The 15511-nt window shown below is 73.6% G+C and carries 11 protein-coding genes and 1 tRNA gene; 1 reads left to right on the top strand and 11 read right to left on the bottom strand.

Annotation, left to right across the window (positions count from 1 at the left end; all coding sequences use genetic code 11):
- Positions 1 to 83: 83 nt before the first annotated feature.
- Entirely contained in the window at positions 84 to 1322 is a 1239-nt protein-coding gene (locus AWW66_RS17705) for an NAD(P)/FAD-dependent oxidoreductase (RefSeq protein WP_067367416.1), read from the bottom strand.
- 599 nt (positions 1323 to 1921) lie between these two features.
- A tRNA-Asn gene (locus AWW66_RS17695) sits at positions 1922 to 1997 on the bottom strand.
- 329 nt (positions 1998 to 2326) lie between these two features.
- On the opposite strand from AWW66_RS17695, the gene AWW66_RS17690 reads away from it, so the two are divergent.
- Positions 2327 to 2731, top strand: a complete 405-nt coding sequence (locus tag AWW66_RS17690) for a hypothetical protein (RefSeq protein WP_067367410.1) — start codon at positions 2327 to 2329, stop codon at positions 2729 to 2731.
- A 70-nt stretch (positions 2732 to 2801) separates the two neighbouring features.
- On the opposite strand, the gene AWW66_RS17685 is transcribed toward AWW66_RS17690, so the two are convergent.
- The 9 genes from AWW66_RS17685 to AWW66_RS17645 all read right to left on the bottom strand — a co-directional run.
- Positions 2802 to 3812: a sugar phosphate isomerase/epimerase family protein gene (locus AWW66_RS17685; RefSeq protein WP_067367408.1), complete on the bottom strand. Its 1011-nt coding sequence runs from the start codon at positions 3810 to 3812 to the stop codon at positions 2802 to 2804.
- Positions 3813 to 4059: 247 nt separating this feature from the next.
- Positions 4060 to 6177: a ThuA domain-containing protein gene (locus tag AWW66_RS17680; protein WP_396890612.1), complete on the bottom strand. Its 2118-nt coding sequence runs from the start codon at positions 6175 to 6177 to the stop codon at positions 4060 to 4062.
- 66 nt (positions 6178 to 6243) lie between these two features.
- On the bottom strand, positions 6244 to 9108 hold the full coding sequence (locus tag AWW66_RS17675) for a PQQ-dependent sugar dehydrogenase (protein WP_067367402.1): 2865 nt from the start codon (positions 9106 to 9108) through the stop codon (positions 6244 to 6246).
- 347 nt (positions 9109 to 9455) lie between these two features.
- Entirely contained in the window at positions 9456 to 10526 is a 1071-nt protein-coding gene (locus AWW66_RS17670) for a polyprenyl synthetase family protein (protein WP_067367399.1), read from the bottom strand.
- The gene (locus AWW66_RS17665; RefSeq protein ID WP_067367397.1) at positions 10523 to 11932 is read right to left on the bottom strand and encodes an alkaline phosphatase family protein; all 1410 of its coding nucleotides are present in this window, start codon (positions 11930 to 11932) and stop codon (positions 10523 to 10525) included. Before AWW66_RS17665 ends, AWW66_RS17670 begins: the two co-directional genes overlap by 4 nt.
- Positions 11929 to 13116: a metabolite traffic protein EboE gene (gene eboE / locus AWW66_RS17660; protein WP_067367394.1), complete on the bottom strand. Its 1188-nt coding sequence runs from the start codon at positions 13114 to 13116 to the stop codon at positions 11929 to 11931. Before eboE ends, AWW66_RS17665 begins: the two co-directional genes overlap by 4 nt.
- On the bottom strand, positions 13116 to 13967 hold the full coding sequence (locus AWW66_RS17655; protein WP_067367392.1) for a TatD family hydrolase: 852 nt from the start codon (positions 13965 to 13967) through the stop codon (positions 13116 to 13118). The genes eboE and AWW66_RS17655 overlap by 1 nt, the downstream gene beginning before the upstream one ends.
- Complete coding sequence (locus AWW66_RS17650) at positions 13967 to 14566, bottom strand: EboA domain-containing protein (protein WP_067367390.1); 600 nt, start codon at positions 14564 to 14566, stop codon at positions 13967 to 13969. Before AWW66_RS17650 ends, AWW66_RS17655 begins: the two co-directional genes overlap by 1 nt.
- A gap of 71 nt (positions 14567 to 14637) precedes the next feature.
- Positions 14638 to 15511, bottom strand: an 874-nt coding sequence (locus tag AWW66_RS17645) for a sugar phosphate isomerase/epimerase family protein (protein ID WP_425413282.1), incomplete at its 5' end; no start/stop codon positions are given.

Genomic DNA, 15511 nt, shown 5'->3' with positions numbered 1-15511 from the left:
GCACGGTGGGCAACGCGAGGATAACAGTGCGCAGCCGCACCGGGATGACCGGTGCGGCCGGGTCGGCGGCCGGCCCGGCGGTGTCAGCCGGCCCGCAGGTCGGCGAGGATCGCCCCCGCCGCCCGCCAGCCGCTGGCCAGGGCCCCTTGGATGGAGGGGCTGTCCCGATGGTCGCCGGCGACGTATCGACCGTCGCCGAGGGAGACCGGCTTGCGCAGCCGGCCCTGCGGGGGCGGTGCGGCGGGCAGCGCGTCGGGGATCGAGACGGTACGCAGGTGGGTCCAGTCAGCCGTGGACCGACCGTAGAGCCGGGCCAGTTCCGACCGTACGGTCGACTCGGGTGGCGCCGAGGGGCCGACCACCGAGGTGGCCACCAGGTGCCGTCCGGCCGGCGCGTACGTGGGCGCGGCCCGACTGATCACCACCGTGTTGGCGACGAGTTCCCGACGGTCGCCGTCGAGCAGCAGGATCGGCTCGTCGAGCGGCGCCTCGTCGGTGCTGTGGTAGTACGTCGTGTACCCGTGCATGCGTACCGTCGGCAGGGCCGGCAGCAGGGTACGGACCGTCGGTGGGTCGACCGCGACCAGGACGGCCCGGCAACGGAGGTCGCCGGCCTGGGTGCGGACCCGGCCGGGCGCGACCTCGGCGACCGGCGTGTTCGTCTCGATCAGGTCGGCGGGGAGCGGACCGGCGACGGCGCGGGGCAGCGCCCCCATCCCCTCGGCCGGCACCCCCACCCGGCCCCGTGCGAACGAGCGCAACACCATGGCCAGCACCCGGCTGGAGGTCTCCAGCTCCCGGTCGACCAGCACACCGGAGAGGAACGGCCGGAGCAGTTCCTCGACGAACGCCGCGGAGAGGCCGGCCCGGCGCAGCGCCTGGTCGGTGCTGGTCTCCGGCGCGGTGAGCAGCCGGTCGGGCGGCAGGGTGGCGCAGCCGGCGGCGAGCGCGGCGAACCGGAGCCGGTCGGCCAGCGAGCCGACCCCGTCCAGCAGGCTGGGCACCGCCCCGGCCGGCTCGCGGACCGGGTTGACCAGCCGGTGCAGCCGCTCCCCCCGGCGCACCAGCACACCCGAGGTGAACCAGCCCAGCCCCAACCGCCCCGTGTCCAGCAGGCCATCCAGCCTCGGGTACGCGGTGTTGAGCACCTGGAACCCCCGATCCAGCAGGTACCCGTCCACCGCGTCGGTCGCGACCCGGCCGCCCAGCCGATCGGCGGCCTCCAGCAACCGCCACGGCACACCCGCCCGATGCAACCGCCGAGCAGCGGCCAGCCCAGCCAGCCCTCCACCCACGATCACGACATCCGTCTCCACACCCACCCCTCCCCCGGCCCCCACCCGCTCCCCGCAGACCCTGCCCCGCACGATCGCCGAGTTGTGATCGACACGGTCAACGATCAGCCGCTGTTCCGGTCAGTACCCATCTTGCCGACCGTGAGGACATGAAACCGGTCAAACATCTCCATGACGGTCAGCCAGTGACTCGCCCTCGCGTCGCCCGAACCGCTGGCAAGGTCCGTGTGCGCCCCACTGTCGAGCTGAGTCGTTCGTGTCATCAAGCCTCCGTGGCATAGGGCTGAGCCCGAGCCAGCAGGACCCGAGAACACGGGCGACCCGAGCGCGAGAGCCCTCGGGGACAAGACGCTCAGGACTGCCGCCCGCATCAGCACGTGTCTGACTCGTTCACGACATCAGCTCGACAGGACACCAGACCCTCCCCGCCGTCCGGGGCGCCCGTGTCCGCCCGGGAGAAGGGCAGCGGGTCCGACAGCGGAGGACACCCCCCGGCCGCAGGCAGGCCCGCCGCCTCGGGCACGACGGCCACGCCAGCCAACACGCAGGCGGGCAGGGCGGGGCGGGGGTGACTGCGGTGGGAGACGACGATGCCCGTCGGCGGGGCCGACGGGCATGTGGTGGGATGGCTCCCCCGTTTGGACTCGAACCAAAAACCTGCCGGTTAACAGCCGGCTGCTCTGCCAATTGAGCTACGGGGGACCGCTGTCCGCTCGGCCCCGGATCTCTCCGGCACCGTGCGACGGCACAAGAGTACAGGACTTCCCCGGGTTTCGGTCCAGGGGGTTACCGGTCGACTGTGGGTGCGTGCCGCGAACTGCCACGAGCTGCCGGGGAGCCGCTGCCGACCACTTTCGATCATGGTCGCCGCGCCCGGAGAACGGGACAAATCGCCATCCTGGCGCCTGGAGGTATGACGGCGGAGAAGGATGGGTAGTTAGCTGCCGACAGAGGACGCAGGCGCGAAATGGTCGCTCCCGCCGGGGTACCCCGGACGGGCGACCGGTGCGTCAGGTACGAAAGGAGCCGCCATGCGCGGAAAGATCTTGTTCCTTGGCGGGCTGGCTGCGGGATTCGTCCTGGGCGCCCGTGCCGGCCGGGAGAAGTACGAAGAGCTGGTCGTCCGGGGCCGCAAGGTGCTGGACCACCCCACCGTGCAGGAGGCGGCGGGGGTCGCGCAGGCCCAGGCGACCCGGCTCTACAGCGAGGGCAAGGACCGGCTCAACCACTCCAAGCTCGGCGAGAAGCTGTCCAGCAACGGCAGCGGGCAGTTGACCGCCGCCGACAGCGCCCACGCCGGCACGCCGGCCACCGTCGGCGCGAAGGCGAACAGCCCGGCCAGTTCCACCGGGTCGACGTCCACCGGGTCGACGTCGGGCAGCGGTACCGCCCGGACCAAGCCGTCCGGGACGGGCGCCAACGGCACCGCGCCCTGACCGACCCCACGCGGCGGGCACGACGTGTCGACGGGCCGGACACCTCGCGGTGTCCGGCCCGTCGGTCTACTCAGTCCCGGTTGCTGCTGAACGCGGCGTCGAACGCCGCCGACGGGGCGTCGAAGGCGAGCCGGCGGACGAACTGGAGCGCCTCGGGTGCGCCGACGAGGCGGTCCATGCCGGCGTCCTCCCACTCGATGGAGATCGGGCCGGTGTAGCCGATCGCGTTCAGCGCCCGGAAGGAGTCCTCCCACGGCACGTCGCCGTGGCCGGTGGAGACGAAGTCCCAGCCCCGGCGCAGGTCCGCCCAGGGCAGGTGGGAGGCGAGCCGGCCGCGCCGGCCGTCACCCGTGCGGACCTTCGCGTCCTTGCAGTCGACGTGGTAGATCCGGTCGGCAAAGTCGAAGATGAAGTTCACCGGGTCCAGTTCCTGCCACACGAAGTGCGACGGGTCCCAGTTCAGCCCGAACGCCGGCCGGTGCCCGATGGCCTCCAGCGTCCGCTTGGTGGTCCAGTAGTCGTAGGCGATCTCGCTGGGGTGCACCTCGTGGGCGAAGCGGACCCCGACCTCGTCGAAGACGTCCAGGATCGGGTTCCACCGGTCGGCGAAGTCCTGGTACCCCCGCTCGATCATGGCCGGGGGCACCGGCGGGAACATCGCCAGGGTGTGCCAGATCGACGAGCCGGTGAAGCCGACGACCGTCTTCACCCCGAGCTTCGCGGCGGCCCGCGCGGTGTCCTTGATCCGCTCGGCGGCCCGCTGGCGTACGCCCTCGGGCTCGCCGTCGCCCCAGATGTCGGCCGGCAGGATGTCCTGGTGGCGCTCGTCGATCGGGTGGTCGCAGACCGCCTGGCCGACCAGGTGGTTGGAGATCGTCCAGACCTGGAGGTTGTACTTGGCCAGGGTCTCCCGCTTCCGGTCGACGTACGAGTCGTCGGCGAGCGCCTTGTCGACCTCGAAGTGGTCACCCCAACAGGCGATCTCCAGGCCGTCGTAGCCCCACTCGGAGGCGAGCCGGCAGACCTCCTCGAACGGCAGGTCGGCCCACTGGCCGGTGAAGAGCGTGATGGGTCGCGCCATGTGTCCTTCTCCCCTATGGGTGTGGGGGATTCCTGTACGGACCGGGGCGAGGGTGACCGGGACGGGCCGGTGTGGGCGGCTGCCGCCTCGGAGCACCGGTGGGTGCGACGGTCCGCACCTGGGCCCAGCGGGTTGCGCCTCCCGCCGGGTCACCGGCCACCTCGACGGTCGCCGCCCCCACTCTAGGACCACCACCGCCCGTTGCGGAAGGCCAGCCCGCCCCGGCCCGCCCCGGGTGGACCGTCGGTCAGGGCAGGGTCCAGCGCTGGTTCGCGCCGGTGTGGCAGGTCCACAGGTGCACCGGCTGACCGTCGGCGGAGCTGTTCGCCGACACGTCCAGGCACTTGCCCGACTGCGGGTTGCGCAGCGTCTGGTCCGGCTGCGCGGACCAGGTCTGGGCGCCGCTGCCGTTGCACGTCCAGAGCTGGATCTTCGTCCCGTCGGCCGCGCCGCCGCCGGAGACGTCCAGGCACTTGCCCAGCGCCCGGACCGGGCCGTTCGGGGTCACCGTCCAGGTCTGGGCGGCGGCGCCGGTGCAGGTCCAGAGCTGGATCTGGGTACCGTCGGCGGTGGCCCCGCCGCGCACGTCGAGACACTTGCCGGCGAGGCCGCGCACCGGGCCCGAGCCGCCGGTGCCGCCTCCCCGGACCAGGGTGACGTCGTCCACGTCGAACAGCCCCGTGCCGGACCCGGTGAAGGTCAGGTACAGGTCGCGGGGGCCCGACGGCACCCCGGTGAGGGTGGTGGTGACGTCGGCGAAGGTGTTCCAGCCGCCCGTGTTCGGCACCGCCACCTGCCCCAGCAGGGGGCCGGTGGGCGAGCCGGTCCGGACCCCGATGGTGCCGCCCGGCCCGCCGGAGACCACCCGGGCCCGCAGCGCGGTCACCCCGGTCAGGTCGAGCCCGGCGTACCCGGCCCAGTCGCCCGGGTCGACGTGCCCCAGGGTCTGGCCGCCGTTGGCCCCGGCCTTGGCGTACGGGGAGACGCCCTGGGCGGTGCTGAACGCCTCGGCCTGGACGGTGGTGTTCCCGCCCGGCGCGCCCAGTTCCCTGATCCGGACGTTGCGGAACGAGACCTCGTCGTCGGCGCCGTGGTTCTGGAGGCCGACGTGGCCGGCGAGCGAGCGGGCCGGGTCGGTGTTGGTGAAGTCGTTGATCTTCACGCCGTTGAGGAGGATCTGCAGCCGCTCCCCCTCGACCAGCAGTTCGTAGGTGTTCCACTCGCCGGGCGGGTTCAGCGCCGCGTCGCGGGCCGCCAGGTCGGCGGACTTGAACCCGTAGACCGCGCCGGTGGTCCGGTCGGCGGCGTCGGTGGCGTCGATCTGGATCTCGTACCCGTTGTTCACCGCCGACCAGGGGTCCGACGAGGGCGGGAAGCCGATGAAGACACCCGAGTTGTCGTCCCCGGCCATCCGCCAGTCCAGCTTGAGCGAGTAGTTGGTGAACTGCTTCGCGCTGTACCAGTACAGCCCCATCCCGCCGGTGGAGGTGAGGGTGGCGTCGGTGTTGGTGAAGCCGCCCGGACCGGCCTGCGACCAGCCGGTGGTCGCGCCGTCGTAGAGGGTGGTGTAGCCGGTCTCCGGGCGGCAGTCGGCCTTGGCCCGGCCGGCCGCGTACCGGATGCCGCCGAGCAGGTGCGCCCGGAACGCCGGCTCGGCGTACGACGCCTGGGTGTGCCCGCCGCCGGTGTAGAAGGACCGGCCCCCGCCGTACGTCTTGCACCAGGCGTGCGGGTGGTCCGCGCCCATCCGGCCGCCCGAGTACGACGACTCGTCGAGGGTGGCCAGCACCCGGGCGGTGGAGCGGGCGTTGGTCTGGTAGTCGTACCACTCGTCGGTGCGGTTCCAGGCGCGCGGCAGGTGGGCGGTGGCCGGGTGGGCCCGGTCCTGCACGGTCACGGTGGCCGGCTGGATCGCCGGGTGCGCGGCGAAGTACGCCCCGACCAGGTTGCCGTAGAAGGACCAGCCGTACTCGGTGTCGGCGGCGGCGTGCACCCCGACGAAGCCGCCGCCGGCGCCGATGTACGACTCGAAGGCGGTCTGCTGGCTGTCGTTGAGCACGTCCCCGGTGGTGTTGAGGAAGACCACCGCCTCGTACCGGGACAGGGTGCCGGTGGTGAACGTGGTCGGGTCCTCGGTGGCGGTGACCGTGAAGTTGTTGGCCGCGCCGAGGTCGCGGATGGTCTGCGTGCCGACCGGGATGGAGTCGTGCCGGAAGCCGGCCGTGCGGGAGAAGACCAGCACGTCGAAGGGCTCGTCGGCGGCGCTGGCCGGGGCGGCGGGGGCGGTGCAGGCGATGGCGGCGAGGCCGGCGAGGGCCACACCGAGCAGGGATCGGGTACGTCGACGCATCTGTCGCTCTCCCATCGGGCTAAGTGTAAGGAAGGGCCCCTTCTTAACCACATGCGTTAATAGGGGGCCCTTCCTTGCACGTCAGGGCAGGGTCCACTGCTGGTTGGCGTTGGCGTGGCAGGTCCACAGGTGTACGGCCTGCCCGCTGGTGGCGCTGTTGTTCGACACGTCCAGGCACTTGGCGGCGGCCGGGTTGCGCAGGGTGCGGTCGGGCTGGGCCGACCAGTTCTGCGCGCCGGTGCCGTTGCACGTCCAGAGTTGGATCTTCGTCCCGTCGGCCGAGCCGCCGCCGGAGACGTCCAGGCACTTGCCCAGCGCCCGGACCGGCCCGCCGGGGGTCACCGTCCAGGTCTGGGCGGGGGTGCCGTTGCAGGTGTGCACCTGCACCTGGGTGCCGTCGGCGGTGCCCGCCCCGCGCACGTCCAGGCACAGGCCACCGAGCCCGACCACCGGCCCGGTCCGGTTGCCGCTCGGGCTGGTGGCGAAGGTGAACGAGTCCAGGTCGTACAGGGCGCCGGCCCCACCGGCGAAGGTGAGGTACAGGGTGGTGGTGCCGGCGGGCGCGCCGGCGAGCGTCCCGGTGACCGTGGTGAAGACGTCCCAGCCGCCGGTGACCGGCACGGTCGCCGAACCGAGGACGGCCCCGGTGGCGGAGCCGGCCCGGACCTGGAGGGTGCCGCCCGCCCCGGCCGAGGAGACCCGGGCGCTGAACGAGGTGGCGTCGCCCAGGTGGTACGGCTGGAAGGAGATCCAGTCCCCGTTCTGGATGTCACCGACGGTCCGGCCGCCCTCGGCGGTGGGCTTGTCGAAGACGTTCACCCCGGAGGCGGTCCGGAAGTGCTCGGCCTGCCGGTGGCGGGGCTGGAGGATGTGCTGGGTGTGCGTGGTCAGCCCGCCGGAGTCGGTGTACTCGGCGTCGAAGACGGCGAAGATGTTCGCTGCCGTGTCGTGCTCGCCGTCGACCGGGACGGTGATCTCCCCGGTGCAGCCGTTCTTCGCGGTGATCTGGTGGCCGTGCTGGTCGTGGCCGAGGATGTAGGTCATCGTGACCTTGGCGCAGTCGACCGGGCCGTCCTCCGGGTCGGTGACGGTGATCCGGAACGGCACCGTGTCGCCGAAGGAGAAGAGCCGGCCCTCGCCCGGGGCGTCGATCCGGACCGTCGGGGCGGTGTTGCCGACGGTGATCTGCACGCTGCTGGTGCCGGTCGCGCCCTGCGGGTCCCGGACGGTCAGCGTCGCGGTGTACCGCCCCGTGGCGGAGTACGTCTTGGTCGGGTTGGCGGCCGTCGAGGTGGTGCCGTCGCCGAAGGCCCAGGAGTACGTCAACGCGCCGCCGTCGGGGTCGGTCGAGCCGGCCGAGGAGAAGACGACGGTGAGCGGGGCGGCCCCGGAGGTCCGGTCGGCGGTGGCCACGGCGGTCGGCGCGCGGTTGCCCCCACCGACGTGGTCGAAGCGGTACAGCGCCGAGTTGTGGTCCCCGTTGAAGTAGCCGGTGCCGTAGTCGAGCAGGTAGTAGGCCCCGTCCGGGCCGAAGGCCGAGTCCATCACCTGCTTGCCCACCCAGGGGAAGGCGTCGATGGTGCCGGGTGCGCCGTCGGCGGTGAGGTGGATCGGCTTGACCCAGCCCCGGCCGAGTTCGGTGGCGAAGAACTGCCCGTCGAAGGACTGCGGGAACTTTGTGGTCGACGGGTTGGCCGCGTCGTACCGGTAGACCGGGCCGGCCATCGGGGACTCGGAGCCGCCGCCGAACTCCGGTGGCGAGCCGGCGTCGCCGCCGTACCGGATCCAGGCGGGCCGGGCGGCGGGGAGGGTGCTCAGGCCGGTGTTGCGGAACGAGTTGTTGGTGGGGCCGGTGGCGCAGGCGTACCGCGCGCCGCCGGTGCCGGTGGCGAAGTCCCACTCGGTATAGGTCTCGGTGGCGGTGTTGCTGCCGGTGCAGTACGGCCAGCCGTAGTTGCCGGGCGCGGTGATCCGGTTGAACTCGACCTGCCCGGCCGGTCCCCGGGCGGTGCTGGTGGTGCCGGCGTCCGGCCCGTAGTCGCCGACGTAGACGTGGCCGGTGGCCTTGTCCACGCTCATCCGGAACGGGTTGCGGAACCCCATGGCGTAGATCTCGGGCCGGGTCCGGGCGGTGCCGGGCGGGAAGAGGTTGCCGGCCGGGATCGAGTACGACCCGTTCGCGTTCACCCTGATCCGCAGGATCTTGCCGCGCAGGTCGTTGGTGTTGGCGGAGCTGCGCTGCGCGTCGTACGCCGGGTTGCGGTTGGTCCGCTCGTCGATCGGGGCGTACCCGGCGGAGTCGAACGGGTTGGTGTCGTCGCCGGTGGAGAGGTACAGGTTGCCGGCGGCGTCGAAGTCGATGTCCCCGCCGACGTGGCAGCACATGCCCCGGTCGGCGGGGACGTCCAGCACGTCGACCCGGCTGGCCTGGTTGAGGCTGAAGTCGGCGCCGAGGGTGAACCGGGAGAGCCGGTTGACGCCCTGCCAGGCGGAGAAGTCGGTGCCGGTGGCCGGGGCGTCCCCGGCGGGGGTGGCCAGCGGCGGGGCGTAGTACAGGTAGACGTGCCGGTTGGTGGTGAAGTTCGGGTCGACCCCGATGCCCTGCAGGCCCTCCTCGTCGTGGGTGTAGACCGGCACGGTGCCGATGACGGTGGTGGTGCCGGCCGCGTCGGTGCGGCGGACGGTGCCGTTGCGGGCGGTGTGCAGCACCGACCGGTCGGGCAGCACGGCCAGGGACATCGGTTCGCCGACCTCGGCGACGCCCCGGGCCAGTTCGACCTGCTGGAAGTCGGTGGCGACGATCGGGTGGGCCGAGGCGGTCGCCGCCCCGCCGAGCGGGGCGGGGGCGACGCTGAGGGCGAGGGGGCCGGCGGTGGCCGCGAGGAGCAGCGCGGCACCGGTGGCGGCCCAGCGGCGGGCTCGGGTGGTGGGGGTGGGGGTGGACATCGTCCTGCTGTCCCTTCCTGACCTGACGTGCCAGGGCGGGGCGCGCGCCGTCGCGCCGGAAGCCGTTGCGGATGACCCGTGGCCCGCACCGGGTGCCGCCCGGGGGGCCGTGACCACCGACGGAGGGGTTCCGCAGGCTCGGTGGTCACCGGTCGATGGGTTACCGCGCCGCCGGTTCACCTCGACGAAACAGGTGCGTGACAGCGACGACACTAAATGCCTTCCATCGATATGTCCACACCTTTCGATGTCTTGCGACGGACTTTCGCTGACTCAGCCAAAAGTCCCGAGACCGTCGTCCGGCCGGTACCCGACCCGGCGTTCGCCAGCCGGCGGCGCGGAGCCGGTCAGTTCTGCCGGTCGACCACGTGCCCGGCCAGGGCGGCCAGCGCCGCGCGCGCCTCCCCGTGGATCGGCGCGGTGTCCAGCACCCCGAGCGCCGCCTCGGTCCGGACCCGGATCATCTGCTCGATCTTCTCCCGGGCGCCGGTGGCCTCGATGATCTCCCGCAGCTCGGTCGCCCCGTCGGCGTCGAGGTCCGGGTTGCCGAACAGCTCCCGCAGCCGGGCGCTCTGCGACCGGTCGGCGGAGCTGCGGGCCAGCGCCATCATCACCGTCGGCTTGCCCTCGCGCAGGTCGTCCAGGACCGACTTGCCGGTCACGGTCGGGTCGCCGAAGACCCCGAGCACGTCGTCGCGGAGCTGGAAGGCGTCGCCCAGCGGGTCGCCGAACTCGGCCAGCGCGGTCACCAGCTCCGGCGCCGCGCCGGCCAGGGTCGCCCCGATCTGCAACGGCCGGGTCACCGTGTACCGGGCCGCCTTCATCCGGATCACCGTCAGCGCGCTGGCCACCGAGCCGTCGCCGACCCCGGAGACCAGGTCCAGGTACTCGCCGGCGATCACCTCGGTCCGCATCAGGGCGAAGACGGCGTACCCCCGGTGCACCTGCTCGATGGTCAGCCCGCACTCGTGGAACATCTGGTCGGACCAGGCGGCGCAGAGGTCCCCGCAGAGCAGCGCGGTGTTACGCCCGTACGCCTCCGGGTCGCCCCGCCAGGCGGAGCGGGCGTGCAGGTCGGCGAAGAGCCGGTGCACCGACGGCTCACCGCGCCGCCGGTCGCTGCCGTCCAGGATGTCGTCGTGGATCAGGGCGAAGGCGTGGAAAAGCTCCAGCGCCGCGGCGGCCACCACGATCTCGTCGCCGTCCTCGCCACCGGCCCCGCGCCAGCCCCAGTAGCAGAAGAGCGGACGGATCCGCTTGCCACCGGCCAGGACGAACCGGTGCAGGGCGGTGAAGACCCCCCGGGGCGCGCCGTCGGGCCACTCGGGCCCCTGCCGGTCCAGGAACGCGGCCAGCTCGGCGTCGACCCGGGCCCGGAGCCGCCCGGCGTCCAGGGGTGGGGGCGCGGTGACGGTCATGGCGTCTCCCGGGGTGTCCCGTCCCCCGCCAGCCCGGCCAGCTCCAGCAGCAGCCCCTTGACCTCGGTGGCCGCCAGCGACTCCCGGGCGGCGGACGGGTCGGAGCAGAGCAGCACCGGGCCGTCGGCCGGATCGGCGGGCAGCCGGCCGTGCGAGCCGCGCACCGCCCGCGCCCCGGCGTCCAGCCCGACGACGCTCATCAGGTACCGCATCCCCGCCTTCTTGCGGGCCAGGGCGACCCCGGCCCGCAGCTTCGCCGCGCCCGGGTTGGCCGGGTCGAAGAACAGCTCCGCCGGGTCGTAACCGGGCTTGCGGTGGATGTCCACCAGCCGGGCGAAGTCCGGGGCGTGGGCGTCGTCCAGCCAGTAGTAGTAGGTGAACCAGGCGTCCGGCTCGGCGACCAGCACCAGCTCGCCCGAGCGGGGGTGGTCCAGCCCGTACGCGGCCTTGCCCTCGGCGTCGAGCACCTCGGCGACCCCGGGCAGCCCCTCCAGCAGCTTCGCCACCGCCGGCACGTCGGCCGGGTCCTTGACGTAGACGTGGGCGACCTGATGGTCGGCGACCGCGAAGGCGCGGGAGGTCCACGGGTCGAGGTACTCCATGCCGTCCTGGGTGTACACCCGCAGCAGCCCCTCGGCGCGCAGCAGCCGGTTGACGTCGACCGGCCGGGAGGCGTCGGTGATGCCGTACTCGGAGAGCGCCACCACCGTCGCGTCCGCCGCGCGGGCCGCGTCCAGCAGCGGCGCGAGCACGTCGTCCAGCTCCTTGGCGGCGACCGCGGCCTGGAGCGAGGTGGCCCCGAAGCGTTGCAGGTCGTAGTCGAGGTGCGGGACGTAGACCAGGGTCAGGTCGGGCGAGTGCTCGGCGAGGATCTGCTCGGCGGCCCGGCAGATCCACCGCGACGAGGGGATGCCGGCGTTCGCCCCCCAGTAGCTGAACAGCGGGAAGGTGCCCAGCTTGTCGGTGAGCGCGTCGTGCAGCTCCGGCGGGTCGGTGTAGCAGTCCGGCTCCTTGCGCCCGTCGGCCCGGTAGATCGGGCGCGGGGTCACCGTCCAGTTCACGTCCGCGCCCATCGCGTACCACCAGCAGACGTTCGCCACCGTGTAGTCGGGGCGGGCGCGGCGGGCGGTGTGCCACAGCTTCTCCCCCTGGACCAGCGCGTTGTGCTGCCGCCAGAGGAACACCTCGCCCAGGTCCCGGAAGTACCAGCCGTTGGCGACGATGCCGTGCTCCCGGGGCAGCTCCCCGGTGAGGAACGTGGACTGCACGGTGCAGGTCACCGCGGGCAGCACCGTGCCGAGCTGGGCGGTGAACCCGCCGTCGGCGACCGCCCGCAGCTTCGGCATGTGCGCCAGCAGCCGGGGCGTCAGCCCGACCACGTCCAGCACCACCAGTTTCCGGCTCACGTGCCTACCTCCAACGCAGTCTCCAGGCCGATCGCGGCCAGTTCGTCGCGGGCGAAGGCCAGCTCGGCGGCGATCCCGCCGGCCAGCTCCGCGGCGGTGCCCGGCCGCCGCGCCGCCGGCAGCACCCCCCAGGTGTACGTCTCGACGTCCAGGTGGTCGCAGCCGGCCGTGGGACCGGCGAACAGCTCCCGCAGCGCGGCGCGCAGCACCGGCAGGGTGGAGGTCAGCGGCGGCTCCGGCGGGGCGTGCAGCGGCACGTGGTAGTGCACCCGCCACGGGCCGGGCAGCCGGGCGTCCAGGGCGGCGTCGAGGTCGTCGGCGGCGTACGCCGGGTCGGCCGGGTCGGCGGCGTGGGCGCAGCCGGGGCCCCGGGTCTGGTGCAGGAAGCGGGGTTCCACCCAGGGCCGCAGCGGGTCCGCCCCACCGGTCGGGTCGGTCGCCTCCAGGGCGGCGGAGACCTGCACCTTCACCACCGAGAGGTGGGCCGCGCGCAGCCGGGCCAGGGCGGCGGCCGGCTCCTCCCAGGCGCACGCCAGGTGGGCCAGGTCCAGGCAGATCCCCAGCCGCTGCGGGTCCAGCCCGGACAGCAGCCGGGCGGCCTGGTCGGTGGACTCCACCACGCAGCCCGGCTCCGGCTCGAAGCCGACCCGGACCGGGCGACCGGTCTCCCGCTGCACGGCGGCGAGCCCGTCGGCCAGCTCGTCGAGGCGGCGGCGGGCGGCGTCGGCCCGCTCGGCGTCCCACGGCGTCCGCCAGGCCAACGGCAGGGTGGAGACCGAGCCCCGGGCGGCGTCGTCGGGCAGCAGGTCGGCCAGGATCCGGGCCAGGTCCAAGGTGTACCGGGTGCGCTCGGCGGTGGTCCAGTCCGGGTGGTACACCGCGCCCTTGACCACCGGGGCCTGGAACGCGGCGTACGGGAAGCCGTTGAGGGTGACCACCTCCAGCCCCCGGACGGTCAGCTCGGTACGCAGCCGGCGGCGCAGCCCCGCGTCGGCGGCCAGCTCGGCGGCGACCGGGGCGGCCAGCCAGAGCCCCAGCCCCAGCAGGTCGCCGCCGAGGCGCTCGCGGACCGGCACCGCGTACGTGTCGAGCTGCCCCAGGATGCCGGGCAGGTCCTCGGCCGGGTGCACGTTGGTGCAGTAGCCGAGGTGCACGGTGCTGCCGTCGGCGTGCCGCAGGCGCATCAGCTACCGCCGCGCAGGATGGAGTTGCCCTGGAAGGTGGGGGCGGGGGCGTCCAGGTCGCTGAGGTCCAGCCGCCCGGACTGGCCGTAGAACTCGACCGGGTTGCGCCAGAGCACCTGGTCGACGTCGTCCTCGGTGAAGCCGGCCTGGAGCATCGCCTCCCCGGTGGCCCGGGTCAGCAGCGGGTCGGAGCGCCCCCAGTCGGCCGCCGAGTTGACCAGCATCCGCTCGGTGCCGTACGTCCTGAGCAGCTCCACCATCCGGGGCGGGGACATCTTGGTGTCCGGGTAGATGGAGAAGCCCAGCCAGCAGCCGGTGTCCCGGACCAGCTTCACGGTCACCTCGTTGAGGTGGTCCACCACCACCCGGCCGGGGGCGATGCCGGACTCGGCGACCACCGCCAGGGTGCGCTCCACGCCCTTGACCTTGTCCCGGTGCGGGGTGTGCACCAGCGCCGGCAGGTCGTACGCGACGGCCAGGGCGAGCTGCCCGGCGAAGGCGGCGTCCTCCTCCGGGGTCATCGAGTCGTACCCGATCTCGCCGACCGCCACCACGCCGTCCTTGTCGAGATACCGGGGCAGCAGGTCGAGCACCGGCCGGCAGCGCGGGTCGTTGGCCTCCTTCGGGTTCAGCGCGATGGTGGCGTGGTGCCGCACCCCGAACTGCCCGGCCCGGAACGGCTCCCAGCCGATCAGCGAGTCGAAGTAGTCGGCGAAGGAGGCGGGGCTGGTGCGGGGCTGCCCCAGCCAGAAGGCGGGCTCCACCACCGCGCGTACCCCGGCGGCGGCCATCCGCTCGTAGTCGTCGGTGGTGCGCGAGGTCATGTGGATGTGCGGGTCGAAGATGCGCATCACGCCTCCCGGGCGGTGAGCTGGTCGAGCAGGTCGGTGGCGTCGGCGGGCATCCGCCGACCGGCGGCGTGCCGCTCGGCGGCCAGCCCGGCGAGCATCGCCGCCAACTCGCCGTCCGCCCGGTCGTCGAGGTCGGCCACCTCGGCCAGGGGCACGTCCATGAAGACGCACTTGAGCACCGCCTGCCGCCAGGACGGCGGGTCCAGGTGCCCGGCGTACGGGCCGAGGGCGGCGGCCACCAGCCGGGTGTCGTTGGTCCGGATCGCGTCGTGCAGCAGCGGCACCCCGGCGGCACCGATCGGCAGCAGCGGCAGGGCCCGCAGCACGGCCCGCTTCTCGGCCGCGTCACCGTGCCGGTAGAGCGCCTCGGCGTACTCGGCGTGCCCCCGGGGCAGCGCGGTCAGCAGCAGCGCGCGGGCCGCCTCGTCGGCCGTCCAGCCGGGCAGGTCGGGCAGCGGGCCACGCCCGCACCGCCGCCCGGCGGCCGGGAAGAACCGGTCGATGCTCGCCGGCTCGTCCGCCACCCGGCGCAGCGCCGCGTCCAGCCAGTCGGGATCGGGTACGTCGCGCAACGCGGTCCGCAGCCGGTCCGGTGTCATCCGCCTGTCCTCCCCTCGTACCGGTCGGCCGGTGGCCGAACCGGGTGTTCCGCTCAGGTCCCCGCGCCGCCTCAGCGGGCCCGGGTCGGCTCCCCGCCCACCGCCGCACCGGCCCGCTCGGCGGCGCGCAGGAAGTCCAGCGACGTCGCCGCGACGCTCGGGGCGGCGTGCGAGTGCCGGGGCAGTTCCACCGCGACGAGGCCCCGGTAGCCCACGTCGGCCAGGGCCCGCAGCACGGGCGGAAAGTCGATCTCGCCGGTGCCGAACTCCAGGTGCTCGTGCACCCCCCGCCGCATGTCGTCGATCTGCACGTTGACCAGGTGCGGACCGACGTCGTACACGCACTGCGGCACGGAGACCGGCTCCAGGCAGCGGCAGTGCCCGATGTCGAGAGTGAGGCCGAAGGCCGCCGGCTCGCCCAGCGCCGCCCGCAGCCGCCGCCAGCCGGCGATGTCCTCCACCAGCATCCCCGGCTCCGGCTCGAAGCCGAGCGGCACCCCGGCCGCCTCGGCGGCCTCGACGGCGACCGCGCAGCCGGCGACCAGCCGGTCCCAGGCGACCTGCGGGTCCACCCCGGCCGGGCGCACCCCGGCCCAGAAGGAGACCGCCTCGGCGCCCAGGTCGGCCCCGACCCGCACGGCCCGGCGCAGGAACTCGATCCGCCGCGCCGGGTCGTCGTGCAGCAGCGTCGGCGCGTGCTTGTGCCACGGGTCCAGCAGGTACCGGGCACCGGTCTCGATCACCACGGCCAGGCCGAGGTCGGCCAGCCGCCGCCGGACGGCGGCCACCCGCCCGGCCAGCCCGGGGGCGAACGGGTCGAGGTGGTCGTGGTCCAGGGTGAGCGCGACCCCCTGGTACCCGAGGTCGGCCAGGACGGCGAGCGCGTCGTCGAGCCGGTGGTTGGCGAAGCCGTTGGTCCCGTACCCGAACCGCAGCCCGGCCGGG

The organism is Micromonospora rosaria (assembly GCF_001567585.1).
GTDB classification, from domain to species: Bacteria; Actinomycetota; Actinomycetes; order Mycobacteriales; family Micromonosporaceae; genus Micromonospora; species Micromonospora rosaria.
Note: the sequence above shows the minus strand (reverse complement) of the source record. Positions and strands in the feature narration are given on the sequence as shown.